Here is a 22,603-nt window from a genome sequence, read left to right as displayed (position 1 = left end):
TTGCCCTGTGTAATACCTTCCATAGACCCGTTGCACTGCACACACATTAACCCGGTGTGCAGTGCCTTTTTCTCAGGAGCGTTAACATGTTGCAAATAAAATCTTCCCACTCTTTACTGACTGCCGGCCTGCTTTCAGTGGCGTTATCCATGCCTGCTGCGGCGGCTAAGGAGACCACCCGCGGCGACAAAGAAGTGGCTATCGGGCTGGGGACCGGCGCGGTGGTCGGCACCATCATTGCCGGTCCGGCCGGCGCGATCGTAGCGGCGGTGTTCGGCGCCATGATTGGCAATGACCAGGTACAAAATGCTGAGCTGGCCGCGTCCCGCGAAGCATTAAACGAAACCCAGGAAGCGTTATTTGCGATGCATGATGAACTTGCCGGCATGCAGCAGCAAGCCCGTCTCACCCGGGTGAATTACCAGGCTGAGCCAGAGTATAAAGTGCTGGCGTTGGAGAGCAGTGTGCAGTTTAAAACCGGCTCTGTGACCATTGAGCCTGAGTTTGAGGGGCAGCTTGACCGTATCGCTAAGTCACTCACACAACATCCCAGCCTGACCATCAGACTAACCGGGCATGCCGATAACCGTGGGGATGCTGCATTTAACCAGGCATTGTCCATGCAGCGTGCACTGAGCGTGAAAAAGTATCTCACCGGTCAGGGTGTGGCGGCCAACCAGATCCTCACCGTGGCGGTGGGCGAACAGGAGAGCCGGGCAGAATCCTATGAGGACACGTTCTTTGACCGCCGCGTAGTACTCCACATTGCTGAGGAAGGCGAAACCCTTACCGCTCAGCGTTAATCCGACGACACATGTTTACCCCCTGTCCATCCTCCCTTGCTCAGCACGCGTCGGCCGAGCTCGGCGGGGGTGGACTCCAGCTCTGTAGCCAGCGAATCATTCCAGCGGTTAAGAAAACCATACAGGCTTACAGCTCCCAGAATTTCCACAATCTGGCCTTCATCCCAGTGCGCCTTCATTCTGGCCATTAACGCGTCATCGACCTGATTCGGTACGCTGCCTGCCGCCAGCGCAAAGTCTAACGCCACCCGCTCTGCCTCAGTGTATGCCGGATGGGTCTGATACTCCCACACCGCAGCGACCTTCTCATCGCTCACGCCATGTAGGCCCGCGGCAATCAGCGAATGTGCTTCACAGTACTGGCAGCCGGCGGCGCGGCTGGCAAAATGCGCAAGCAGTCGTTTAAAGCCAAGATCGACCGTGCTGTCCGGTGCCATCACGCCGCGGGTCAGCGCCGCAAACCCTTTTACCATCTCTGGGCGGCGCTGCATGGTGAGCAGGCTATTGGGCACAAAGCCCAGAATATCGATAAACACGGCGAAATCGTCTGCCAGTTCGTCGGTGGTGTCTGCCGGAAGGGGGGATAAATGTGCCATAATGTCCTCGCTGTCGTGGAAAGTCGGTTATTGTTGTTTTTGTCAGGCCTGTCAGAGACAGACTGCGCCCGACCACGGTAACCCAGTGTAGCCCAGTCCTGTCAGGGATAACATCCCCCGTCAGGGCCATGCCAGTCATCCGGGCCGGTGGGGTTGAAAACCGGCAGTTCGGTCGCACTTACACACGACAAATTTTCTGTCTGGCTGCATAGCGCTGCGAAACTGGTCAATAAAGCAACCGGTACGTAGGCATTACGACGTTCAGTAACACATCTACAGGTTTGTGAATGAAAGCATTAGATATTTCGGGGTTAGCCAAGACCTATAAAGGTGGCGTGCAAGCGCTTAAAGGTGTCGACCTCACGGTAGAAGAGGGTGACTTCTTCGCACTGCTTGGGCCGAATGGCGCAGGTAAGTCCACCACCATCGGCATAATCAGTTCGCTGGTGAACCCCACTGCGGGTCAGGCTAAAGTGTTTGGTTACGACCTGCACACTGAAAAAGAAGCGGCGAAAGCCTGCATCGGCCTGGTGCCTCAAGAATTTAACTTCAACCAGTTTGAAACCGTGTTGCAGATTGTCCTGAATCAGGCTGGCTATTACGGGGTGCCCCGCGACCTGGCTAAAGAGCGGGCCAAAAAATATCTTGCCCAGCTGGATCTGTGGGAAAAACGGGATGCCCGGGCGCGGGAGCTGTCCGGCGGCATGAAGCGTCGCTTAATGATTGCCAGAGCACTAATGCACGAGCCCCGTCTCCTGATCCTGGATGAGCCCACAGCCGGTGTGGATATCGAAATTCGCCGTTCCATGTGGGGCTTCTTAAAAGAGATTAACCGTCAGGGCATTACCATTATTCTCACCACCCACTATCTGGAAGAGGCGGAAATGCTGTGCCGCAATATTGCCATCATTAACAAAGGGCAAATTGTCGAAAACACCAGTATGAAGTCACTGTTAGCCAAACTGAACATCGAAACCTTTATATTAGACATCAGTGAGACCCAGTCTCAGCCTAGCCTGAACGGGTTCGAATACCGACTGGTTGATGCGCATACGCTGGAGGTAGATGTAGAAAAATCAGAGGGGCTCAACCCGGTCTTTACTCAGCTCACTGAGCAGGGGATCCAGGTGCTGAGTATGCGTAATAAAGCAAACCGTCTGGAAGAGTTATTTGTGCGACTTGTTGAAGACGCCGAAGCCGCATTGAAGGAGGCGTAAAATGTCACAACCAAACACTGATTCACAGCCGGCCCAGCACGCCGACAGTAAAGGCTGGTTTGCCCAGAACTGGGTAGCGCTGACTACCATCTGGATAAAAGAATGTACCCGGTTCCTGCGCATCTGGGTTCAGACACTGGTACCACCGGCCATTACCATGAGCCTGTATTTCATTATATTCGGTAGCCTGATAGGGGATCGGATTGGCCAGATGGGCGGCTTTACCTATATGGAATTCATTGTCCCCGGCTTAATCATGATGTCGGTAATCACCAACTCCTACTCGAATGTGTCGTCCTCGTTCTTCAGTGCCAAGTTTCAGCGTAACGTTGAAGAGCTGCTGGTGGCGCCCGTGCCTACCACGGTGATTATTCTGGGGTATGTCGGGGGCGGTGTGGCCCGGGCCATACTCATCGGTATTATTGTCACACTGGTCTCGTTGTTCTTTGTGGATGTGCAAATTCACAATCTGGCAGTGATCGTGGTCACGCTCATTCTGACCTCCACCCTGTTTGCCACAGCGGGGTTAATTAATGCGGTGTTCGCAAAAACCTTTGACGACATAAGTATGGTGCCCACCTTTGTGCTGACGCCACTGACCTACCTGGGGGGCGTATTTTATTCGCTTACCCTGTTGCCGGAGTTCTGGCAGTGGGTCAGTAAAGCAAACCCCATTGTGTATATGGTGAATGGTTTCCGTTATGGCTTCCTGGGCGTGTCTGATGTCGGGATTGTGGTTTCGCTGACGCTATTGGTGGGCTTTAACGCGCTGCTGTTCAGTGTAGCTTACTACCTGCTTAAAACCGGCAAGGGAATTCGTAGCTGATGAGCGGGGAAGGCGGTAATTCACGCAGTATCACCACTAACCAGACCGGGATCCACGAAAAACTCGATGAGCTGGTACTGCGCTACCAACAGGCTGAAAATAAAAAGCCGATCGGTGCACATACGCAGGCAGCGTTCGACGAAGCCTGTGCGTGGCTGGGAGATTACCGCGGCCCGCTCATTCTGGACTCATGCTGCGGGGTAGGAGAGAGCACGGCACGGCTGGCGGAACAGTTTCCTGATTACCGTATACTGGGTTTGGACAAGTCCGCCCAACGAGTCGATAAACATACCAGCTACGCGGCCGGTTGCGACAACTACCGGGTGATCCGCGCCGATGTCAATGACTTCTGGCGGTTACTGCGCCAGTCTGACTGGACAGTGGCCCGGCATTATCTGCTTTATCCGAACCCTTACCCTAAACGTGCACACATTCAGAAGCGCTGGTATGCCTGTGCCGCCATGGCTGATCTGATGGCTCTGTGTCCTTACGTTGAGGTACGCAGCAACTGGCCGCTGTATCTGATGGAGTTTGCGCAGGCCAGCGCCCATTACGGGCTGGCCTCCACACTCAGCGAAGTGCGCGATGACGACGCCTTTACCCCGTTTGAACGAAAGTATCAGCGTAGCGGCCAGACCTGTTGGAAACTGACCTGTCAGCCGGAAGAAAGCGAGTGAGCGGCGAACCCGCTCGCTAGTGCCGGGTGGGAGTGGGCGCCGGCCTGCTGAACAAATAGCCCTGCGCATAGCGAATGGGTAACTGTCGCACCTGTTCCAGCTCTGCTTCGGTCTCTATGTGCTCCGCTACCACACTGATGCTACGCTCATGGGACAGCGTCAGCACATTATCGACAAATTCCCTGACTTCACTGTGCGCGCCATAGTGACGAATGAGACCACCGGCCAGCTTTATCCCCCGAATGGGCAGATTCAACAGGGTCTTAATATTGCCCGGTGAGTTTCCTACGTTATCAATGAACACGCCGAGACCACTATGCAGGCTGCGATCAAGAAAGGTCTCCAGCTGGCGCAGGTTTTTCATGGCGGTACTGGCACTGACCTCGACGCTGACCCGGTGTGCATTGGGGTAATTGGCTAAATGGGCCATCAGTTTCTGCGTTAACGTATTGTTGGCAAGATCGGTGGCATCCAGATTGATATTCCAGGGCATGTTCACTTCCTCAAAATATTTTGCACTCTGGCAAAACATGGTTTCGGTAAGCTCATGCACGTGGTTGTTACGTTCCAGTAGATACAGAAATTCGCTGGGTAAAAATGTTTTATCACTTTGTGTGATTAGCCGTGCCAGGCACTCGTATCGCCACACGCGCTGGTTCTGTAAATCCAGAATGGGCTGAAAATACGGTACGATATTATCGAGCGCTACGCCCTCGGTGACCTCTCGTATAGGCATGGTCCATGTTCCTGAGTTCCCAATATAGTGACTATAGCAGAGGCAAGGGAAATACCAATACAGGAACACGGGTACTGCGTCTCATCCGTCCCTTAAAATTAGTCGCTGCCTCCTGCAGAACAGTAAAATACGGTGTACTATGGCCGGTCCGGGTCACTTTGTGGTGGCAACAGGTGAATGGATCTTGGCGTCAGGGCTGTTCTGAGGTAAAGTTCGCCTCTTTGTAAGACGGCTGCTAAGTTTACCAAACGCCTGTCAATTCGTTCATCGGTGGCAAAATGCAAGCCGGCAACGTTAGTCAGACTGACTAACATCGTCAGCAATTAATGAGGTGTGTTGAGTGGGTGAAGCGCAAGTTAGTCTGCAGCACTTGTTTCGGGTTTTTACCAAACCTGAGCACAAAGACTCCAAACTGGCCCAGATTGAGCAGCATCTTTCAGACAATATTCTGGATTTTCTGTCTCAGCATGTGGTGACCAAAAAGACCTCGCTGGAAGAAATCGAGCAGGATTTTTCTGATCCCAAAGTTCCCGAGTCGCCGGAGTTTGTGTCTTCGCATGCGGAAACGCTGCTGGATAAACTGGTGGCGCATTCGGTAAACACCTACTCGCCTACGTTTATTGGTCATATGACCTCGGCGTTACCTTACTTTCATCTGCCGCTGGCTAAACTGTTGGTGGGACTGAATCAGAACCTGGTAAAGATCGAGACATCCAAGGCATTTACTCCCCTGGAGCGCCAGGTGCTGGGTATGATGCACAACCTCATTTATGACCGTCCGGATAGTTATTACACTGAGCACCTGCACAGTGCCCGACATGCGCTGGGAGCGTTTTGCTCAGGCGGCACCGTGGCGAATATTACTGCCCTGTGGGTAGCCAGAAATAAGATGCTGGGTCCGAAGCCGGGCTTTGCCGGCGTCGCCCGGGCGGGACTCCCTGCTGCCTACCGCGCGTATGACGTTAACAATGTTGGCGTAATGTGTTCGAAGCGGGGTCACTACTCGTTATCAAAGTCGGTAGATGCCCTCGGCATTGGCCGCGATCAGTTGCTGGCGCTGCCGTGCCCGGAGCAGACCCTGCGCCCGGAAGAAGCACTGGCCGCAGGCAAGCGCTATCAGGAGCAAGGCAACAAATTGCTGGCTATCGTCGGGATTGGCGGTACCACTGAAACCGGACATGTCGACCCCCTTGATGAACTGGCCGACGTAGCTAAAGAGCTGGGTTGCTGGTTCCATGTGGACGCGGCCTGGGGTGGCGCCACGCTGTTTTCCAAGCGGTATCGCCACCGCTTACAGGGCATCGAACGGGCCGACTCGGTGACCATCGACGCTCATAAACAAATGTACGTGCCAATGGGCGCGGGCATGGCCTTGTTTAAAGACGCTGAAGACGCCAATACCGTGCGTCATCACGCTCAGTATATTTTACGGGAAGGCTCCAAAGATCTGGGGGCGACTACCCTGGAAGGCTCTCGCAACGGCATGGCCATGATGGTGTATGCCTCCTTGCACATATTTGGCCGTAGGGGTTACGAGCTGCTTATTGATCAAAGCATTGAAAAAGCCCGCACCTTTGCGGACATGATCAGCCGCCATCCGGATTTCGAACTGGTTACTTCTCCGCGTTTGTCATTACTTACTTACCGGGTATGTCCGGATAGTGTTCAGGAAGCACTGGGCAAGGTGGATAAACACACGCGGGAAGCGCTCAATGAGAAAGTCGATAAGCTGGTGGTAAAGGTACAGAAACAACAACGGGAAGCGGGGAAATCGTTTGTTTCCCGGACCCGTCTGGAAGCCCCGGATTATCCTGACCAGTCGATTACCGTATTTCGGGTTGTACTGGCCAACCCACTCACCACCCACAACGACTTAGCCGCAATACTGGCCGAACAACACCTGCTGGCCAAGCAAACCAGCGACTGGCAGGCACTGGTTAACCAGGATAGCCCGCTGACCGAAGCCTCTCGCGGGTAGCCGCGCTACTGGCTTAGTCTGAGCCGGTAACCGTCACCCGGGTATTATCAATCAGGCGGGTGCGGCCCAAAAATGCGGCTATCAGTACCACCAGTTCGTTATCGTCACGGGTGGCCGGTGCCAGATTCACCGCGTTGCGTATTTCCACATAGTCGGTAGTAAAGCCGCTGGCATTCAGTGCCGCAGTGTATTTTTCGCTTAACCCGGCATAATTACGATCGCCGTGGGCCAGTTCTGTAGCCAACGCACGCATGTGTTTGTACAGGGCAGGCGCGGTAGTGCGTTGTTCTGCTGTCAGGTAGCCATTGCGGGAGCTGAGCGCCAGTCCCGAGGTTTCACGCTCAGTCGGCACACCGTGAATAGTCACCGGCAGCGACAAATCTTCTGCCAGCGCTCGAATGACCTGCAACTGCTGATAATCTTTCTCGCCAAAAAACGCATGATCCGGCTGTACCATATTAAACAGCTTGGTGACCACCGTGGCCACACCCCGGAAGTGACCCGGGCGGCTGGCTCCACAAACCATGTCGGAAATGCCGGGCACCTCCACAAATGTCTGTTCAGCCAAGCCTTTGGGATACATGGTGGCTACGGTGGGCAGGAACAAGCCATCGACCTCGAGGGCCGCTAACTTTTCCCGATCTTCATCCAGGGTGCGGGGATACGCATCTAAATCTTCATTTGCCCCAAACTGCATGGGGTTGACGAAGATACTGACCACCACTTTATCGCAGTAGCGCTTGGCCTCTCGCACCAGTTTCAGGTGACCGTCATGCAGGTTGCCCATGGTGGGGACAAAGCCTACATTCAGACCGTCGCGGTGCCATTGTGCGCGACAATCGCGCAGTGAGGGTATGTCGGTATAGAGCTGCATAGTTTATTCAAAGCTGTGGGCGGCAGAAGGGAATTCGCCGGCGTGAACGTCGTCGATATATTTTTTTACGGCCTTGCGCATATCGCCGGTTTCTGCCAGATAATTTTTTGAAAACTTCGGCATATAGTTGGCGCTGATGCCGAACATGTCGTGCATCACCAGGATCTGACCGTCAGTGTCTTTGCCGGCACCGATGCCGATCACCGGAATGGTCAGCTTGTCTGCCACCGCTTTACCCAGCGCAGCCGGTACGCATTCCAGCACCAGCAACTGAGCACCGGCTTCCTGTAACGCCAGCGCCTCCTTAAGCAGGGTATCGGCTTTGTCCTGTTCACGTCCCTGCACTTTAAACCCACCAAACACGTGGACCGACTGTGGGGTGAGGCCCAGATGCGCACATACCGGTACGCCCCGCTGCACCAGCCCGGTGACGGTTTCTGCCAGCCAGCTGCCACCTTCCAGTTTTACCATGCTGGCGCCCGCTGCCATCAGGGTAGCGGCGTTACGGTAAGCGTAAGGGGGCGTGCTGTAGCTCATGAAGGGCATATCGGCGAGTACAAACGCTCGCTGAGTACCCCGGCGCACCGCCCGGGTGTGATAGGCGATATCTTCTACCGTAACCGGCAGGGTGTCAGCCTCACCTTGTAACACCATGCCCAGCGAGTCGCCAATCAGCATGGCGTCAATGCCTTGTTCATCGAACATTTTTGCAAAACTGGCATCGTAGGCAGTCAGTGCGGTAATTTTTTCACCGGCTTGTTTTTTGGCAAGTAAGCCAGAGACCGTGACGGTTTTCATAGCAACTATCCCAGTGTCGGTAGGTTGAAGAGCGAACTATACGGATTTCGACATTAATTGGAAGCGCGCTGACGGCGCAGGCCGTCCAGGCTGCAATTGGCTACCCACTGTGCAATCGGTTTGCCGTCAGGCATAACCATGGTAGGTGCAATTTCAAACAAGGGTACCATTACAAACTCCCGCTCGGCCATGCCGTAATGGGGTATGGTGAGATCCGCGCTATCCACTGTATGTGCCCCATACAGTAATATATCTAAATCCAGAGTACGTGGCCCCCATCGTTCAGCTTTACGCACCCGGCCATGTTGCTGTTCTATTTTTTGTAGCGCTTTTAGTAAGGCGTGGGGACTCAGCGCAGTCTCAATCAGGCATACCGCATTGAGGTAATCCGGTTGATCCTGCGGACCCATGGGCGAACTGGTGTACAAAGAAGACGTTTGCAGCAAACGGGTATCGTCCAGCGCACCTATTGCGTTCAATGCGTCTTGCACTAACGATTGTGATTCGCCCTGATTGCTGCCCAGCCCGATATATGCGTGCTCTTTAGTCATGATCGGCTTGCTTGTTAGGGCTCTTGCGACGGCGTCGGCGCGGTTTAGGTTTATCGCCGCCCTCGCGCTGGCGCAGGGTTTTCAGCATCTGTTTCTGTTTACCGTTGTCGGCCTGCTGGAACTGGGTCCACCAGTCGGCCAGCTCCAGCACTTCGCCACCCTCTATCTGCCCACGTACGGCCAGAAAATCGTAACCTGCCCGGAATTTCGGATGGGTGAGCAGCTGGAAGGCGCGACGACCAAAGCGTTTAGGCAACCGTTGCTGCAGGATCCAGATATCGCGCATCACGGTGGAGAAACGCTTCGGGATCATAATGTGCTTGGTTTGGCGGCTGATGACTTCGCCCATGGCAATGTTCAGCGCATCATGGGCATTAAGCCCGGACTCGGCCTGCAGTTTCTGACTCTGTTCTTCCAGTGGGTACCACAACAGGGCGGCATACAGGAACGCGGGCGTTACCCGTTGGTCATTATTGATGCGGTCATCTGTGTTGCGCAGTACCGCCCGGATGAACTGCATTTCGCGGCTGTTTTCATCACGGATTAGCGACTCAAGTTGCGGAAACAAAGGCGTAAGTAAACCGTATTCACGCAACATCAAAAAGGTGGCTTCGCCCTGACCAGACAAAAACAGTTTGAGGGTTTCTTCAAATAAACGAGCCGCAGGAATGTTGCCCAGCAGATGTGCCAGCGACTTAATAGGTGTGGCCGTGGGCTTGCTGATGGTCATATTCAGCTTGACGGCAAAGCGGACGGCGCGCAGCATCCGTACCGGATCTTCACGGTAGCGGGTTTCGGGGTCGCCAATCAGGCGTACTTCCCGTTTCTGGATAGCATCTATGCCGTTGGCGAAATCAGTCACCGCGAAATCTGCCACGCTGTAATACATGGCATTAAACGTAAAGTCGCGACGCTCAGCATCTTCTTCGATGCTGCCGAAGACGTTGTCGCGGAGCAGCTGACCGTGTTCATCCTGCTTACCCAGCGCTTTCTTATCGTTGCCGTCGGGATCTTCGTTGCCGCCATCGGCATGGTGGCCGCGGAAGGTGGCGACTTCAATAATTTCCCGACCAAAGACAATATGGGCCAGGCGGAACCGGCGGCCAATCAGGCGACAGTTTCTGAATAGCCCTTTGATCTGTTCTGGGGTAGCGTCGGTGACCACATCAAAATCTTTGGGGTGCAAACCTAACATCAGATCGCGTACGCAGCCGCCCACAAGGTATGCCTGGAAGCCCGCTTTGTTCAGTCGGTAAAGTACCTTCAGGGCATTGTCACTGATATCGTCACGGGAAATACCGTGTTCGGCACGTGGGATCACTACCCCCTGAATTTCCTGGTCAGACGATTTGTCCCGGCTGAACACGCCTTTTACCGATTTGAACACGCGATTAATGATGATGTTTACTCCCCGAATAGGTTAAGGCTCGCTATGATAAGTGGATTCGTGACTATCGACAATAATTTCGCCGTTTTTGGGTACCAATTTTGTGTCCCAGTGTGTAATCGCCCAGCTCAACACCTCATCCCGGGTGCCATAATAAAGCTGGTTGTCGATGGGTAATCCCAGCAACTGCATGGCTTTGAGCAGGGTGCCTGTCACGGAGTCTTTTGGCAACGCCGCCGCATGGTTTTGTTTACTCAGTTTACGCCCCGGCGTCACAGATGCCACCGGAATATGCGCATAGCGTGGCGGCGCATGCCCTAACAGGCGCCCCAGACTAAGGTGTGTGGCCGTGGTGTCAAGCAGGTCTGAGCCACGTACAATGTGTGTTACCTGTTGAGCATGGTCGTCCAGCACCACCACCAGATTGTACGCGAACAGGCCGTCACGCCGTTTTATAATAGTGTCTTCCAGCGCATGTGGGGCATTGATCCGGGTTGTGCCCTGGATACGGTCGTCAAACTGTTGCACCGGCTCGGTCAGCATAATGCGGATCGACGATGGTGCATCGCCCTGGTGATGCCGATGACGGCAGGTGCCCGGGTAAACCCCGCCCAGGGCTTTGATCATCTTCCGGGTACAGGTGCAATAGTAGGCTAAGCCTGATGCGAGCAGTTCGTCCACCGCCGCCTGATAACGGGGCAGCTGGGCAGACTGATACATAACTTCGCCCTGCCAGTGCAAGCCATAGGTGTCGAGCGTACGCAGGATATCGTCAGCAGCGCCGGGAACGCACCGTGGCGCGTCAATGTCTTCTATCCTAACCAGCCAGCGACCATGATGTGCGCGCGCATCCAGATAACTCGCCAGGGCGGCAAGTAAAGAACCAAAGTGAAGCGGACCAGAAGGGGAAGGGGCAAATCTGCCGGTATAAGAGTGCAGGTTAGACATGCTAAACGCCGGGTTTGGCAGGAACAAAAAGCAAACCTGCGATGTTACACCAGGCAGGTTTGCTTACAGACAAGGCGGGTGAGCTAGCCTTGCATTTGCTTTTCTTTGATTTCCGCCATGGTTTTGCAGTCAATGCACAGATCGGCTGTGGGACGTGCTTCCAGACGACGGATACCAATTTCGATACCGCACTGATCGCAGAACCCGAAATCATCTTCTTCAATACGCTTCAGGGTTTTTTCAATCTTTTTAATGAGCTTGCGCTCGCGGTCGCGGGTGCGCAACTCAAGACTAAACTCTTCTTCCTGGGCAGCCCGGTCTACAGGGTCAGGGAAGTTCGCGGCTTCGTCTTTCATGTGCGTCACAGTGCGATCGACTTCTTCCCGAAGCTGATTACGCCATGCTTTCAATAGCAAACGGAAATGTTCCGTTTGCGGCTCATTCATATACTCTTCGTCAGCTTTAGGCTGGTATGGCTCCAGTCCGGCTAACGCTAATAGTCCCAGGGATTTCGCTTCTTTTCCTGTTGGCATGTGCCACATCTCCTTCACTACGACACCCATCATGTCTGGCTAAGCCGGTATCTATAACAGAATCGACCCGGACAGGCAACGCGGTGTCTCAGTAACCTTTCTAATGCGCGCCAATACTGGGCAACGGCACGCGCAATTTTTGGTACCCCACGGGCACCGCAAAGGCAAAACAAGGCGCAAATATGGCGTTAACAGCAAAAAAATCAACTTATTTTTTACAAAATAAGTGGGAGTGATTGATTTATGACGACTTTTTGTTCGTTAATTTCACACGCCACGGCCAGTATCTGAACACCTGCGTTCGCCGCAATGGATAGTGCGTCGGCGTATTTTGGATCAATGTCACTGGCTGGTTGCACACTTTTCACTCCACTGTGCTGCACACAGAATAATAGTGTAGTGGGGATACCAGTATTTGCCAGTCGGGCGAGCTCCAGGCAATGTTTCGCGCCCCGGGCCGTCACTGCATCAGGAAAATAGCCCTGTGACTGCCGTGCCAGAGTCACCGATTTCACTTCCATATAATGGGTGGTGTCATCCTCTGCCAGCGCGAAGTCAAAGCGGCTTTCTGCGCCAGGGGGAGTAACCTCCGCTCGCCAGCGGCTGATATGTTTAAATTGCGGCAAGGCCTTGTTATTTAGTGCTTCCGCTACCAACTTATTGGCATTGTGGGTGTTAATACCGATAAAGTGACCCGCTGGAGTCTGGGCCAGTTCCCAGGTGAAGCCGAGTTTCCGTTTAGGATTATCAGACTGACTGACCCAGGCGGTAAACCCCGGCTCGGCACAGCCTGTCATCGCACCGGTGTTAGGGCAGTGCGCGGTGATAGTACGCCCGTCGTCCAGTACAATGTCGGCCAAAAAGCGTTTGTAGCGTTTTATTAAAGTGCCGCGAAGCAGCGGGCTGCTGAACTGCATATTCACCCATTCGTATAAGCAAAAAAACTAGCCAATGGGCGCTAGTGTACCAAGTGAGGAAGCATTTGTTATGACCGAATTTACCGTCACCCTGACACAGGAAAAAGCGGCTGATTACTGGGGCGAAAATAATCGCCTCACTTTTGATAAAGCCGGCGCCACCATTCATTTAGCTGAAACCCGTGATCCGCTGCGGGTGATACAACAGGCAGCCCGGAAGCTGGACAGCCTGAATATTCCGGCCGCTACCCTGGGCGGTGATTGGACCAAAGAGCAGCAATGGGCGTTTGCTATGAGCTTTACCCGTGCCCGTAATCCGGCCGCCATTAACTGGGCGGATACCGAAGATAAAGCCGACCTGGAGCGGGATTACGCGGCCATGCTGTTTACCCGCCAGCTGGTCAATGACACCCCGGAAGATCTGTCGCCGGAAAACCTTGCCCGCCGCGCCGGTAACTGGATAAAAGAGTTGGGTGGTGACCATGTCAGTATCGAGATGACGGTCGGTGAAGATTTACAGAAGGCCGGTTGGATCGGCATTTATAATGTGGGCCGCGGCAGTGTGCGTCCGCCAGTCATGCTGGAAGTGGACTACAACCCGTCAGGCAGTGACAGCGCACCGGTAGATGCGGTATTGGTGGGCAAAGGCATTACCTTTGACAGCGGCGGCTACAGTATTAAAAGCAGTGAAGGCATGCTGGATATGAAGTGTGACATGGGCGGCGCGGCTACGGTGACCGGAGCACTGGGGCTGGCCATCATGAAAGGCACGAATAAGCGCATTAAGCTGATTTTATGCTGCGCCGAAAACCTGATTTCCGGTCACGCCTACAAACTAGGCGATGTACTGACGTACAAAAATGGTGTGACTGTGGAGGTGGTAAACACTGATGCAGAGGGTCGTCTGGTGCTGGCCGATGGCCTGATGCGGGCAACTGAAACCGGTGCGCCGCTGATTATTGATGCCGCCACCCTGACCGGCGCGGCCGTGGTTGCCATGGGCTCTGACTACCATGCGGTATTCAGCATGGACGAGGACGCGCGTAATAAGATGCTGGCTTCAGCAGCAGCCGAAGGTGAGCGGTTCTGGCCTTTACCCTTAGAGCAATGGCATAAGGATCGCTGCCCATCGGCCTTTGCCGATACCGCTAACAGCCGGCCGCAAAAAGGCGGCGGCGGTGGTGGTGCCTCGAATGCCGCAGGCTTCCTGGCCCGCTTCGTTAATCCGGACGGTACCGGCTGGGTTCATCTTGACCTGGCAGCCGCTTACCATGGCAATGGCAGTGCTGAAATGCCGGTGGGTGCCTCAGCCGCGGGGGTCAAGAGTATTGCCCGCATGGTCATGGACCACTAAGTGACACCGGGGCAGCGCAGTAGCGCTGCCCGTTACAAACCGCCTAGTCGTTCCGCCAGGGTTTTATAGTTCTCAACGTCTGTGCGATCGAACAAAGGCTTGCCGTCAACATCCTTTTCTTTCGAAATAAGTAAACTTTCCCGTTCCAGCCGCTCCACTCTGACTTCCTGAATGTCTAAAAATGAGGCCACTTCTTTCACTGTCATAAAGCTCATTTAGCGCTTCCTTATTATTGTTGATAGTAAAATTTAAGCGTAAATGCGACAATTTGCGAGCATTTTCGCAGGCCCCGATACGAAGGCGGACGCCAGTGTCGCCCAATCGTACGCGTCCGAATTACTGAACCGTTACTGCGGGTCCGAGATGTGATTTACACAATATCAGCACCACAATAAGAATAGCAGGAGTGAGTACTTACAATGGATACATGGTCCGCCGCCGTCATGTTGTTTTTAATCATGGATCCGCTGGGTAATTTGCCCGTGTTTATGTCCGTGCTGAAAAGTATCGAACCCAAACGCCGACGGTTTATCCTGGTGCGTGAACTCTTATTTGCACTGGCTATTCTGTTCCTGTTCCTGTTTAGCGGGCAGGCTGTGCTGGACTTTCTTAATGTACAACAGGAAACGGTGAGTATTGCCGGCGGGATAATCCTGTTTCTGATAGCTGTGAAAATGATTTTTCCGCAGTCCGGAAATCCCAGTGGCCTGGCGGTGGGCGAAGAGCCCTTCCTAGTGCCCCTGGCTATTCCCATGATTGCCGGCCCCTCTACCCTGGCGGCACTGATCCTGATGTCTAACCAAAACCCGGATCGCATGGTGGACTGGTCGATTGCCCTAGGCGCTTCCTGGCTGGTGAGTGCAGTGATCCTGATGTTCTCAAGTGGCTTTCACCGGTTGCTGGGTGAGCGGGGTCTGATTGCCATGGAACGCCTGATGGGTATGATCCTGGTCATGATTGCTATTCAGATGTTTCTGGATGGTGTCGCTAATTACTTCACACATACTGCCGGAGCGCTATGATGGCACAACAAAAATTAACCACCTTTGCCCGGGTGCGCGCCTTAGAAGGATGGCGTGCGGTCGCATTCAGCGCAGCGCTGCTGGAACGCATGCTGCCGAATTACCAGCTTTTTTGTGAGCTGACGGAATATGATGACGGCAAGACCTGTCGTAACAGTCTGGACCTCATCTGGGAATCGGTGTGCGCGCCCCGCAGCAAAATTAACTTTGCGGTGCAGCTGGAAAAAGTGGAAGCCCTGACTCCGGATACCAGCGATTACGATAACTTTGGTGTTTATCCCGCCATTGATGCTGCCATTGCACTGGCGGCTACCATCAATCTGGTCAGGCAGGATGACTTACAGGGTGCCGTAGTGGTAAGCAAGCTATCTCAGGGCAGTGTGGAGGCGTATTTGCTTGCCAGCGGCGAAGCCACAGATGATACCGTCAGGGACCACCCGCTGATGCAATTTGAAATAGCGACACAGCATGCGCTGCTGGAGTGCGTGGAAAGTGGCAGTAAGCCGGCGGCAACCGCGGCTGAGCTGCGCACGCTGGCGTTAGACGAAGGCATTTCAAACATTGGCATAGACCTCAGCGCCTAAACCCGCAGTGCCTCAGCTGATTTCAAAGAGGTGGTAGTGAAGCTGATTCAGGCGCTTGGTTTTACGGCAGTTCACCGGCACCGGGAAACTGACTGCCGGCGCATCGGGCTCGTGTTCCACATACACCAGACTGCCGGCTGTCACCCACTCCTTGTCGCACAGAGCCTGTAACGCCGGATTAATCAGTTGCTGCCCGAAGGGCGGGTCTACAAACACTATATTGAACGGCGAAGCCGGTTTTTGCTGTAAATAGGCCAGTGCATCGCCCTGCAGAACACTGCCCTCGGCGTTAAGCGTCTGCAAATTGTTGGTGAGTGTGGTCGCAGCCCGGCGGTCCTGCTCAAAGAACTGGCAAAATGCGGCGTACCGTGACAGCGCTTCCAGGCCCAGACTCCCGCTACCTGCGAATACGTCCAGGCAGCGTGCATCATGCAGATCATGCATAAGCCAGTTAAACAGGGTTTCCTTGTTTCTGTCGGTGGTGGGACGAAGACCCTGCACATCGGCAACAGGTAACTTACGCCCCCGCCACTGGCCGGCAATAATACGTATTTGGCCCACTTTTGACGAGGCCTTTCGGGATGACTGAGAAACTCGCTTCATAATGGCTGACAATGCTATCATGGCTGCTTACAATAGCCGGCCAGTTTAGCCGAATTTGCTCTGTTTTTATAAGGATTTGTCCTCACAATGTCGAAACTTTTTGGCTGGTTCAGCAAGAACAAGCACACCGATAAATCTACCAAAGACGAACAACCTGCTCAATCTACGACGGAGCAGGCAGAGTCGCTGCCGGAAGACTTGCAACAAGCGCGGGATATTCCCGCATCTCAGGAGCCTGTCGAAGAGACGCACGCTGATGAGGCGACCCGCGAGTCTGAGCCGCAAACAGCAACACCTACCCGGGAAGACGACCAGGCTACAGAGTCTGACGTCACCGTGGCCCCCGCGGAACCGGCGGACACGCCAGCGGTGGCTCAGGGCAGTGTGGTGGAGGAAGACGAGGTCCCTGCGCCGGCTGAGACGCCAGCAGTTACCCGCACTGAATCGGTCACGCCTGCAGACGCAGAGGTAACGGCAGAACCAGTCGCGCCAGCGCCGGAAGAAGAAGTGGTCCCGGCTGCTGAACCTGCTGAGCAACCCCCGACTGAAAATAAGAAGCCGTCTCTGTTCGGGCGCCTTAAAGCCAGCCTGTCGCGGACTAAAGCTAACCTTGGCAGTGGTTTTGTCAGTCTGTTTAAGGGTAAAGCCATTGATGATGAGCTGTACGAGGATTTGGAAACTCAGCTGCTGGTAGCCGATGTGGGGATGGACACTACCCAGAAAATTATCCGCCAGCTCACCGACAGTGCTCACCGTAAGCAGTTAAAAGACGCCGAAGCGCTGGTGGAAATCCTGAAAGGGCAAATGGGTGAAATGCTGCAACAGGTAGATCAGCCGCTGCCTGATGTGATGAACGAACACGATAGTCAGGAAGGACCATTTGTCATTCTGATGGTGGGCGTCAATGGCGTCGGTAAAACCACCACTATCGGGAAGCTGGCTAAGCAGTTCCAGCAGGACGGTAAACGGGTCATGCTGGCGGCGGGGGATACCTTCCGTGCCGCAGCCGTAGAGCAGCTTCAGGTTTGGGGCGAGCGTAACAGTATTCCGGTTATCGCCCAGCCTACCGGTTCAGATAGTGCGTCGGTGCTTTATGATGCACTGGAAGCCGCCAAGTCTCGGAAAATGGACGTGTTAATTGCCGATACGGCCGGACGGCTGCAAAATAAAAATAACCTGATGGAAGAGCTGAAAAAAGTGGTTCGGGTGATGAAGAAAGTTAACCCGAATGCCCCCCATGAAGTAATGCTGACCCTGGATGCGGGCACCGGCCAGAATGCGGTCAGTCAGGCGAAGCTGTTTAACGAAGCGGTAGGTCTGACGGGTATCACGCTAACTAAATTGGACGGTACCGCAAAAGGTGGGGTAATCTTTTCCATTGCCGACAAATTCGGCATTCCTATTCGCTACATAGGGGTAGGGGAGAGCATTGACGATTTGCGTACATTTGATAGCGCGCAGTTCATTGATGCCTTGTTCAGCGAGTCCGATAAAGACCAATAATAATAACTCACGTCGCCCCGGTGATCACAGCAGGACCAGGATATGATCAAATTCGAGCAGGTAAGCAAAACGTATCCCGGGGGCCAGCGCGCGCTCAGTAAGGTTAATTTTCATATCCAGCCCGGGGAGATGGCCTTTCTGACCGGACATTCCGGCGCCGGTAAGAGTACGTTGCTGAAATTAATCAGTATTATGGAACGCCCGACGGTGGGCCGGGTGCTGATTAATGGTCATGATCTTAATAAGATTTCCCGTCGTCAGATTGCTTATATCCGCCGTGACATCGGCATGATATTTCAAAGCCATCAGTTGCTGATGGATAAAACCGTGTTTGATAACGTGGCACTGCCACTGGTTATTGAAGGCTATACCCACAAAGAGACCACCAAACGGGTACATGCGGCACTGGAAATGGTGGGCTTACGGGATAAAGCCCGTAACTTGCCAATTATGCTGTCCGGCGGCGAGCAGCAACGAGTGGGCATTGCCCGCGCGGTGGTGAACAAGCCGCCGCTGTTACTGGCCGATGAACCTACCGGTAACCTGGATCCCAAATTATCAATGGAAATCATTCGTCTGTTTGAAGACTTCAATCAGGCCGGCGTGTCGGTGTTCATCGCGACCCATGACCTGGGACTGATCGCGCGGATGAAATACCGCACGCTCACCCTGCGTCAGGGCCAGATGATAACAGACGGTTTATCGGAAGCTGACGGGGAGGCGTGGTCATGAGTCTGCTTTTTAAGGGCCGTTCCCATGGCGCGAGTGACGCCAGAGTGGGGCTGGTGCAGTCGGTACTTGCATTTTTTATCAGTCATGTCAGACAGGCGCTGGGCAGTCTCGGTGAGTTATGGCGTCAGCCGGCGGCCTCCATTATGACTATCGGTGTGCTCGGGCTGAGTATCACCTTACCAAGCACGCTGTATATCATGGTAAAGAACACTGAGAAAATCAGTGCGGGTTGGGAGCAGGCGTCTGAGATCTCCTTATTTCTCAAGCAAAACACCTCCGCCGCCGGTGCCCAGCAATTACTTACCCGACTGTCTACCTGGCCCGAAGTCGATAACCTGACCTTCATTCCGGCCGACGAGGCGTTACAAGAGTTTCAGCACTTATCCGGTTTAGGCGATGCCATTGCTTATCTGGAAAGTAATCCGTTGCCGGATGTGGTGCTGGTGACTCCTACCGACAAGCACGCTACGCCTCAGGCAGCACAATTACTGCTGGATAAACTCAAGCAGCAGCGGGAAGTGGATATCGGCAAACTGGATATTGAGTGGCTGGAACGCCTCTACGCGCTGCTGGATATTGTGCGTGACCTGGTCACCCTGATTGGCTTACTGCTATTTGTGGCCGTGGTGCTGATCATTGGCAATACCATCCGGCTGAACATCTCCAATAAGCGGGATGAAATTCTGGTGATGAAGCTGGTGGGTGCCACCGATGCCTTTATTCACCGGCCCTTCCTGTACACGGGGTTTTGGTATGGTTTGCTGGGGGGCTTAATTGCCTGGGTAGCTGTGATACTGATTTTGTGGTGGATGGACAGTAGCATTCAGGCTTTTGCGGCCCTCTACCAGAAAGACTTTACGATTACCGGCCTGACCGGCGGGGCGCTGTTCGGCATGCTCGGGCTGTCGGTGTTACTGGGACTGGTGGGCTCTATGATCTCGGTGCAACGGCATGTCCGGGAGATAGAGCCAAGGTAACCCTGTTTACTTAGCTCTTGATCACCGGGCGGGGGAAATACGACGAGATCGTATTGCGTACGCCGTTTGCCCATGAAATGGCCTGATTATACAGCCCGTGTAGTTGTTTCTGGTCAATGTTCAGCGCCCGTGACTGCTTGATGACATTCAGCCATAACGCACTTTCAAAGGCTCTGACCAACGTGTGGTAATGGTTAAACTCGGCGGACTTGCCTAATAAGGCGGTATTGACGTCTTCGCTGAGCGGTAACTGCTTGAGTACATCAGGCATCGACTGGTCGAGCAGCGCATCGAGTAACGAAAACAAGCCAATTAAAAAGCCAATTGGTGGGTCGTTTTTAAGTCCCCGTTCCTGTGCCAGTAAATCATAAAACTTGGCTCTGACCAGCGACATGTGGATAAGCTCCAGCGGCTTATCGTCACCCAGACTGGCCAATGATAACAGCGCAATAAACTTCTTAATTTCCACCTCACCCATGTAGGCCAGCGCGTGTTTCAACGACGTGATTTGGTAGCGCTTGTTGATGGTGGGGTTATTAATGAATTTCAGTAATAAAAAGCTCAGCGCTGCGTCACGCTCCACAATCTGACTGATGCGGGCTAAATCAAAGTGACTGCTTGAGCTCTCCCCCATCAGCTCTACCAGATTCATTTTCGAAGCTGGCAACTGCCTCTGAATGCGGGCTTCCGGGGTGGCAAAGAAGTAGCCCTGGAAAAAGTCGAAGCCCAGGTCCCGACAGGTGGTAAAGTCACTGTGGTTTTCGACCTGCTCGGCAACCAACTTGATTTCTGAGTCAAGAAAGCGGGGAATGTTCTTTTCAATAACGTCAAAGCGGGCTTTGGTGACATCCACTTTAAGAATATCAATAAGCGGGAAGATTTCGTGCTGGCCACTCATCATCAGCGGATCATCGATAGCCAGCTTGAAGCCCAGCTGTTTGATATGCTGACAGGCGTCCAGCAAGCCTTTTTGCAGACAAGGGTTTTCATCCAGCTCAACCACCACGGTTTCCGGATTGAGCGTTGTCGGAAAGCGGGATATCAGCGTATCTGCGTTAAAGCTGATAAATGATTTCTTCTCGCCACTGATATCATCCAGTCCCAGGGTATGAAACTGACTGGCGATATATTTAGCTTTGTCGCTGTCGATGTCAGGAAACGTCCCGTTATTGCCGTCACGAAACAGCAGTTCGTAGGCAAACACATCTTTGTCACGGTCCAGAATCGGTTGACGGGCAATAAAAGCGAACATGGGGCCTGGGTTATCCTTCACAGGTTAAAGTTATTATTGTTTTTGGCAATGGGCGCGTAATGGTCACAGCCATGCCTGCGGCAGGCAGTTACCTTTACCGCACAGTAAAATTGTAGTCGGTAACGTTCACAGGAGATCACTCTCCCTGGCAACTTAACGGTCGTTGCCGGTGCCGACGAACGTATCAGCCATCTGAATTTACACTGCTATGCATGGCTCTGGCCCACTTTATTGCTTCGTTATAAAAGTGATGAACCAGCGTCTGCTTTAACTGGTGTTTAGCTGAAAACCGCTTTATACCCGCCCAGTTGCCGTGCTCGATATGCTGGACTACGGCCAGACAATCGAACAACAGGTTCTGGCGGCCGCACAGCGCATCTTTTACTTCATCGGCCACTGGCACTTTTTGCATCAGCCCTTCCATGTCCTGTTCCATCATGGCGTCCATCATCGACAACAGGCCGGTGAGAAAGCCGGTAGGGGGGTTCTCTTCTAAATGTAGTTCGAGAGAAACCAGTTCACAGAATTTGGCACGCAACAGCGACATCTGCATCAACTCACTGGGCTGACCGTCACTGAGATTCGCCAGCGCCAGCAAGGCCACAAATTTTTTCACTTCCACTTCGCCCATGTAATTAAGTGCGTGTTTCAGTGAACTGATTTGATGGCGCTTGTTAAACAGTGGGTTGTTAATAAAGCGCAGTAACAAGTAGGTAAGCGACGGGTCCCGTTCAATGATGGCGCTGAGTTTCGCAAAATCGAGTTTTTCAGACGAACTGGCCGCAATAAGTTCCAGCATGGCCAGTTTGCTGGCACCCAGCTTGCGATGACGGACAATTTCCGGCCGCGCAAAAAAGTACCCCTGAAAGTAATCGAAGCCCATGTCTTTGAAGGTGTTAAATTCCTCGTAGGTTTCGATGCGCTCTGCGACTAGCTTAATATTTTGCTTTTGAAGCAGCGGTACCACGTCCCGGATAGTGGCGTGATCGACGGTGGTGATGTCTATTTTAATCACACTGACATAGGGCAGAAAAGGATCCCATTTGCCGCTGGTGTCATAATCGTCCAGCGCCAGCTTATAGCCCATTTCGCTGATTTGCTGGCAGGCCGCCACCAGTTTGTCGTCTACGTCCACCGTTTCGACGATTTCAATGACTACCGCAGACGGGTCGAGGGAAGTGGGGAAGCGAAACATCAGGGTGTCGCGGTGGAAATTAATGAAGGCCGGCTTGTTATTGGTGATTTCCTCAATCCCCAGGCTCAGATGAGTAGAGGTCAGGATTTTTGAGGTCGCTTCATCGGGCGCGATGTCCGGGAAGCAGTTTTGCTCGCCATCACGAAACAGGATCTCATAGGCGTGCACCTTGCGATTGATGTCGAAAATGGGCTGTCGGGCAACGTATGCGAACATTACATCCTCTGTAACAAGCTTATTATTATATGTTTCAGGATACCGTCTTACGCAGCGTCCTGGGCGATACTCTGACAGGCTATTATCCCGTGACTCGTCACATTATGGCACGTAGTCGGCGTATTTATTAACAAAATTGTCGACGCCACGATTAATTACTGATTTAGTATAATCTTCGTCCTATATTTGCACGTATTGTTTTCGATTAAAATGAACTTTTTCAATTCAGGGCAGTCTTGATCTGAAGATTTTCGTCGCTATATAGACTGTTTGCGAGTAAGGTCTGTAAAATGAAAAGGACTCGCAAGCGCGCTGGCTATTTGG

General features: G+C 53.3%; 24 protein-coding genes. 11 read left to right on the top strand and 13 right to left on the bottom strand.

The annotated features are described in order from the left end of the window. Window positions 1–86: 86 nt before the first annotated feature. Window positions 87–803: a sortase-associated OmpA-like protein PdsO gene (gene pdsO, locus OCL06_RS08090; RefSeq protein ID WP_262993285.1), complete on the top strand. Its 717-nt coding sequence runs from the start codon at window positions 87–89 to the stop codon at window positions 801–803. Here pdsO and OCL06_RS08085 read toward each other — a convergent pair. Next, complete coding sequence (locus tag OCL06_RS08085; protein WP_262993283.1) at window positions 800–1,399, bottom strand: carboxymuconolactone decarboxylase family protein; 600 nt, start codon at window positions 1,397–1,399, stop codon at window positions 800–802. The genes pdsO and OCL06_RS08085 overlap by 4 nt on opposite strands. A 287-nt stretch (window positions 1,400–1,686) precedes the next feature. Here OCL06_RS08085 and OCL06_RS08080 point away from each other — a divergent pair, with 287 nt between their 5' ends. From OCL06_RS08080 to trmB, 3 genes are read left to right on the top strand one after another with little or no spacing between them, the layout of a single operon-like run. Next, a complete protein-coding gene (locus OCL06_RS08080; protein WP_262993281.1) occupies window positions 1,687–2,616 on the top strand; it encodes an ABC transporter ATP-binding protein in 930 nt (309 codons plus the stop codon). A 1-nt stretch (window position 2,617) separates the two neighbouring features. Then, window positions 2,618–3,442: an ABC transporter permease gene (locus OCL06_RS08075; RefSeq protein WP_262993278.1), complete on the top strand. Its 825-nt coding sequence runs from the start codon at window positions 2,618–2,620 to the stop codon at window positions 3,440–3,442. After that, window positions 3,442–4,119 (top strand): tRNA (guanine(46)-N(7))-methyltransferase TrmB, encoded by a 678-nt coding sequence (trmB, locus tag OCL06_RS08070; protein ID WP_262993275.1) that lies wholly within the window; start codon window positions 3,442–3,444, stop codon window positions 4,117–4,119. Before OCL06_RS08075 ends, trmB begins: the two co-directional genes overlap by 1 nt. Window positions 4,120–4,135: 16 nt before the next feature. Here the strand turns inward: trmB and OCL06_RS08065 are convergent, their stop codons facing one another. After that, the gene (locus tag OCL06_RS08065) at window positions 4,136–4,855 is read right to left on the bottom strand and encodes an EAL domain-containing protein (RefSeq protein ID WP_262993273.1); all 720 of its coding nucleotides are present in this window, start codon (window positions 4,853–4,855) and stop codon (window positions 4,136–4,138) included. 340 nt (window positions 4,856–5,195) lie between these two features. On the opposite strand from OCL06_RS08065, the gene panP reads away from it, so the two are divergent. Continuing rightward, window positions 5,196–6,833 (top strand): pyridoxal-dependent aspartate 1-decarboxylase PanP, encoded by a 1,638-nt coding sequence (panP, locus tag OCL06_RS08060; protein ID WP_262993271.1) that lies wholly within the window; start codon window positions 5,196–5,198, stop codon window positions 6,831–6,833. A gap of 13 nt (window positions 6,834–6,846) precedes the next feature. Here the strand turns inward: panP and panC are convergent, their stop codons facing one another. From panC to sfsA, 7 genes are all read right to left on the bottom strand, one after another. Further along, the gene (gene panC, locus OCL06_RS08055) at window positions 6,847–7,707 is read right to left on the bottom strand and encodes a pantoate--beta-alanine ligase (protein WP_262993269.1); all 861 of its coding nucleotides are present in this window, start codon (window positions 7,705–7,707) and stop codon (window positions 6,847–6,849) included. Between the two features lie 3 nt (window positions 7,708–7,710). Further along, on the bottom strand, window positions 7,711–8,505 hold the full coding sequence (gene panB / locus OCL06_RS08050; protein ID WP_262993267.1) for a 3-methyl-2-oxobutanoate hydroxymethyltransferase: 795 nt from the start codon (window positions 8,503–8,505) through the stop codon (window positions 7,711–7,713). A gap of 53 nt (window positions 8,506–8,558) precedes the next feature. Beyond that, complete coding sequence (folK, locus tag OCL06_RS08045; protein WP_262993265.1) at window positions 8,559–9,056, bottom strand: 2-amino-4-hydroxy-6-hydroxymethyldihydropteridine diphosphokinase; 498 nt, start codon at window positions 9,054–9,056, stop codon at window positions 8,559–8,561. Next, entirely contained in the window at window positions 9,049–10,374 is a 1,326-nt protein-coding gene (pcnB, locus tag OCL06_RS08040) for a polynucleotide adenylyltransferase PcnB (protein WP_308446008.1), read from the bottom strand. The genes folK and pcnB overlap by 8 nt, the downstream gene beginning before the upstream one ends. 102 nt (window positions 10,375–10,476) lie before the next feature. Beyond that, window positions 10,477–11,391 (bottom strand): tRNA glutamyl-Q(34) synthetase GluQRS, encoded by a 915-nt coding sequence (gluQRS, locus tag OCL06_RS08035; protein WP_308446002.1) that lies wholly within the window; start codon window positions 11,389–11,391, stop codon window positions 10,477–10,479. Window positions 11,392–11,474: 83 nt separating this feature from the next. Next, window positions 11,475–11,924 (bottom strand): RNA polymerase-binding protein DksA, encoded by a 450-nt coding sequence (dksA, locus tag OCL06_RS08030; protein ID WP_262993263.1) that lies wholly within the window; start codon window positions 11,922–11,924, stop codon window positions 11,475–11,477. Window positions 11,925–12,139: 215 nt separating this feature from the next. Next, window positions 12,140–12,841: a DNA/RNA nuclease SfsA gene (sfsA, locus tag OCL06_RS08025; RefSeq protein ID WP_262993262.1), complete on the bottom strand. Its 702-nt coding sequence runs from the start codon at window positions 12,839–12,841 to the stop codon at window positions 12,140–12,142. A gap of 70 nt (window positions 12,842–12,911) precedes the next feature. On the opposite strand from sfsA, the gene pepB reads away from it, so the two are divergent. Continuing rightward, a complete protein-coding gene (gene pepB / locus OCL06_RS08020) occupies window positions 12,912–14,195 on the top strand; it encodes an aminopeptidase PepB (protein WP_262993261.1) in 1,284 nt (427 codons plus the stop codon). Window positions 14,196–14,227: 32 nt separating this feature from the next. Here the strand turns inward: pepB and OCL06_RS08015 are convergent, their stop codons facing one another. After that, window positions 14,228–14,410 carry a helix-turn-helix domain-containing protein gene (locus OCL06_RS08015; protein WP_262993259.1) on the bottom strand — a complete coding sequence of 61 codons (183 nt, stop codon included), beginning with the start codon at window positions 14,408–14,410 and terminating at the stop codon, window positions 14,228–14,230. Between the two features lie 204 nt (window positions 14,411–14,614). On the opposite strand from OCL06_RS08015, the gene OCL06_RS08010 reads away from it, so the two are divergent. Together OCL06_RS08010 and OCL06_RS08005 are read left to right on the top strand one after the other, a co-directional pair. Beyond that, entirely contained in the window at window positions 14,615–15,217 is a 603-nt protein-coding gene (locus OCL06_RS08010; protein ID WP_262993258.1) for a YhgN family NAAT transporter, read from the top strand. Next, complete coding sequence (locus OCL06_RS08005; RefSeq protein ID WP_262993857.1) at window positions 15,217–15,801, top strand: YjaG family protein; 585 nt, start codon at window positions 15,217–15,219, stop codon at window positions 15,799–15,801. The genes OCL06_RS08010 and OCL06_RS08005 overlap by 1 nt, the downstream gene beginning before the upstream one ends. A gap of 12 nt (window positions 15,802–15,813) precedes the next feature. Here OCL06_RS08005 and rsmD read toward each other — a convergent pair whose 3' ends face one another. Next, window positions 15,814–16,425 (bottom strand): 16S rRNA (guanine(966)-N(2))-methyltransferase RsmD, encoded by a 612-nt coding sequence (rsmD, locus tag OCL06_RS08000; RefSeq protein ID WP_262993257.1) that lies wholly within the window; start codon window positions 16,423–16,425, stop codon window positions 15,814–15,816. Window positions 16,426–16,491: 66 nt separating this feature from the next. On the opposite strand from rsmD, the gene ftsY reads away from it, so the two are divergent. Genes ftsY through ftsX form a run of 3 tightly spaced genes read left to right on the top strand, consistent with a single transcriptional unit; the run spans window position 16,492 to window position 19,616 of the window. Then, window positions 16,492–17,907, top strand: coding sequence for a signal recognition particle-docking protein FtsY (gene ftsY / locus OCL06_RS07995; protein ID WP_262993256.1), 1,416 nt, complete (start codon window positions 16,492–16,494; stop codon window positions 17,905–17,907). Between the two features lie 42 nt (window positions 17,908–17,949). Then, on the top strand, window positions 17,950–18,639 hold the full coding sequence (gene ftsE / locus OCL06_RS07990; RefSeq protein WP_262993255.1) for a cell division ATP-binding protein FtsE: 690 nt from the start codon (window positions 17,950–17,952) through the stop codon (window positions 18,637–18,639). After that, window positions 18,636–19,616 (top strand): permease-like cell division protein FtsX, encoded by a 981-nt coding sequence (gene ftsX / locus OCL06_RS07985; protein WP_262993253.1) that lies wholly within the window; start codon window positions 18,636–18,638, stop codon window positions 19,614–19,616. Before ftsE ends, ftsX begins: the two co-directional genes overlap by 4 nt. A 10-nt stretch (window positions 19,617–19,626) precedes the next feature. Here the strand turns inward: ftsX and OCL06_RS07980 are convergent, their stop codons facing one another. Together OCL06_RS07980 and OCL06_RS07975 are read right to left on the bottom strand one after the other, a co-directional pair. After that, window positions 19,627–20,868, bottom strand: a complete 1,242-nt coding sequence (locus OCL06_RS07980) for an EAL and HDOD domain-containing protein (RefSeq protein WP_262993252.1) — start codon at window positions 20,866–20,868, stop codon at window positions 19,627–19,629. Window positions 20,869–21,052: 184 nt separating this feature from the next. Continuing rightward, the gene (locus OCL06_RS07975; RefSeq protein WP_262993251.1) at window positions 21,053–22,279 is read right to left on the bottom strand and encodes an EAL and HDOD domain-containing protein; all 1,227 of its coding nucleotides are present in this window, start codon (window positions 22,277–22,279) and stop codon (window positions 21,053–21,055) included. Window positions 22,280–22,603 lie beyond the last annotated feature (324 nt).

Source organism: Alteromonas salexigens, assembly GCF_025628895.1.
GTDB classification, from domain to species: Bacteria; Pseudomonadota; Gammaproteobacteria; order Enterobacterales; family Alteromonadaceae; genus Alteromonas; species Alteromonas salexigens.
This window is presented reverse-complemented; position numbering and strand designations above follow the sequence as displayed.

Coding starts and splice junctions, on each gene's coding strand:
- panB (WP_262993267.1), bottom strand. CDS start 8,505: ATGAAAACCGTCACGGTCTCTGGCTTACTTGCCAAAAAACAAGCCGGT.
- OCL06_RS08065 (WP_262993273.1), bottom strand. CDS start 4,855: ATGCCTATACGAGAGGTCACCGAGGGCGTAGCGCTCGATAATATCGTA.
- OCL06_RS08005 (WP_262993857.1), top strand. CDS start 15,217: ATGGCACAACAAAAATTAACCACCTTTGCCCGGGTGCGCGCCTTAGAA.
- OCL06_RS08075 (WP_262993278.1), top strand. CDS start 2,618: ATGTCACAACCAAACACTGATTCACAGCCGGCCCAGCACGCCGACAGT.
- panC (WP_262993269.1), bottom strand. CDS start 7,707: ATGCAGCTCTATACCGACATACCCTCACTGCGCGATTGTCGCGCACAA.
- rsmD (WP_262993257.1), bottom strand. CDS start 16,425: ATGATAGCATTGTCAGCCATTATGAAGCGAGTTTCTCAGTCATCCCGA.
- OCL06_RS07980 (WP_262993252.1), bottom strand. CDS start 20,868: ATGTTCGCTTTTATTGCCCGTCAACCGATTCTGGACCGTGACAAAGAT.
- sfsA (WP_262993262.1), bottom strand. CDS start 12,841: ATGCAGTTCAGCAGCCCGCTGCTTCGCGGCACTTTAATAAAACGCTAC.
- gluQRS (WP_308446002.1), bottom strand. CDS start 11,391: ATGTCTAACCTGCACTCTTATACCGGCAGATTTGCCCCTTCCCCTTCT.
- OCL06_RS07975 (WP_262993251.1), bottom strand. CDS start 22,279: ATGTTCGCATACGTTGCCCGACAGCCCATTTTCGACATCAATCGCAAG.
- ftsY (WP_262993256.1), top strand. CDS start 16,492: ATGTCGAAACTTTTTGGCTGGTTCAGCAAGAACAAGCACACCGATAAA.
- folK (WP_262993265.1), bottom strand. CDS start 9,056: ATGACTAAAGAGCACGCATATATCGGGCTGGGCAGCAATCAGGGCGAA.
- ftsE (WP_262993255.1), top strand. CDS start 17,950: ATGATCAAATTCGAGCAGGTAAGCAAAACGTATCCCGGGGGCCAGCGC.
- OCL06_RS08010 (WP_262993258.1), top strand. CDS start 14,615: ATGGATACATGGTCCGCCGCCGTCATGTTGTTTTTAATCATGGATCCG.
- OCL06_RS08080 (WP_262993281.1), top strand. CDS start 1,687: ATGAAAGCATTAGATATTTCGGGGTTAGCCAAGACCTATAAAGGTGGC.
- OCL06_RS08085 (WP_262993283.1), bottom strand. CDS start 1,399: ATGGCACATTTATCCCCCCTTCCGGCAGACACCACCGACGAACTGGCA.
- OCL06_RS08015 (WP_262993259.1), bottom strand. CDS start 14,410: ATGAGCTTTATGACAGTGAAAGAAGTGGCCTCATTTTTAGACATTCAG.
- pdsO (WP_262993285.1), top strand. CDS start 87: ATGTTGCAAATAAAATCTTCCCACTCTTTACTGACTGCCGGCCTGCTT.
- ftsX (WP_262993253.1), top strand. CDS start 18,636: ATGAGTCTGCTTTTTAAGGGCCGTTCCCATGGCGCGAGTGACGCCAGA.
- dksA (WP_262993263.1), bottom strand. CDS start 11,924: ATGCCAACAGGAAAAGAAGCGAAATCCCTGGGACTATTAGCGTTAGCC.
- pepB (WP_262993261.1), top strand. CDS start 12,912: ATGACCGAATTTACCGTCACCCTGACACAGGAAAAAGCGGCTGATTAC.
- trmB (WP_262993275.1), top strand. CDS start 3,442: ATGAGCGGGGAAGGCGGTAATTCACGCAGTATCACCACTAACCAGACC.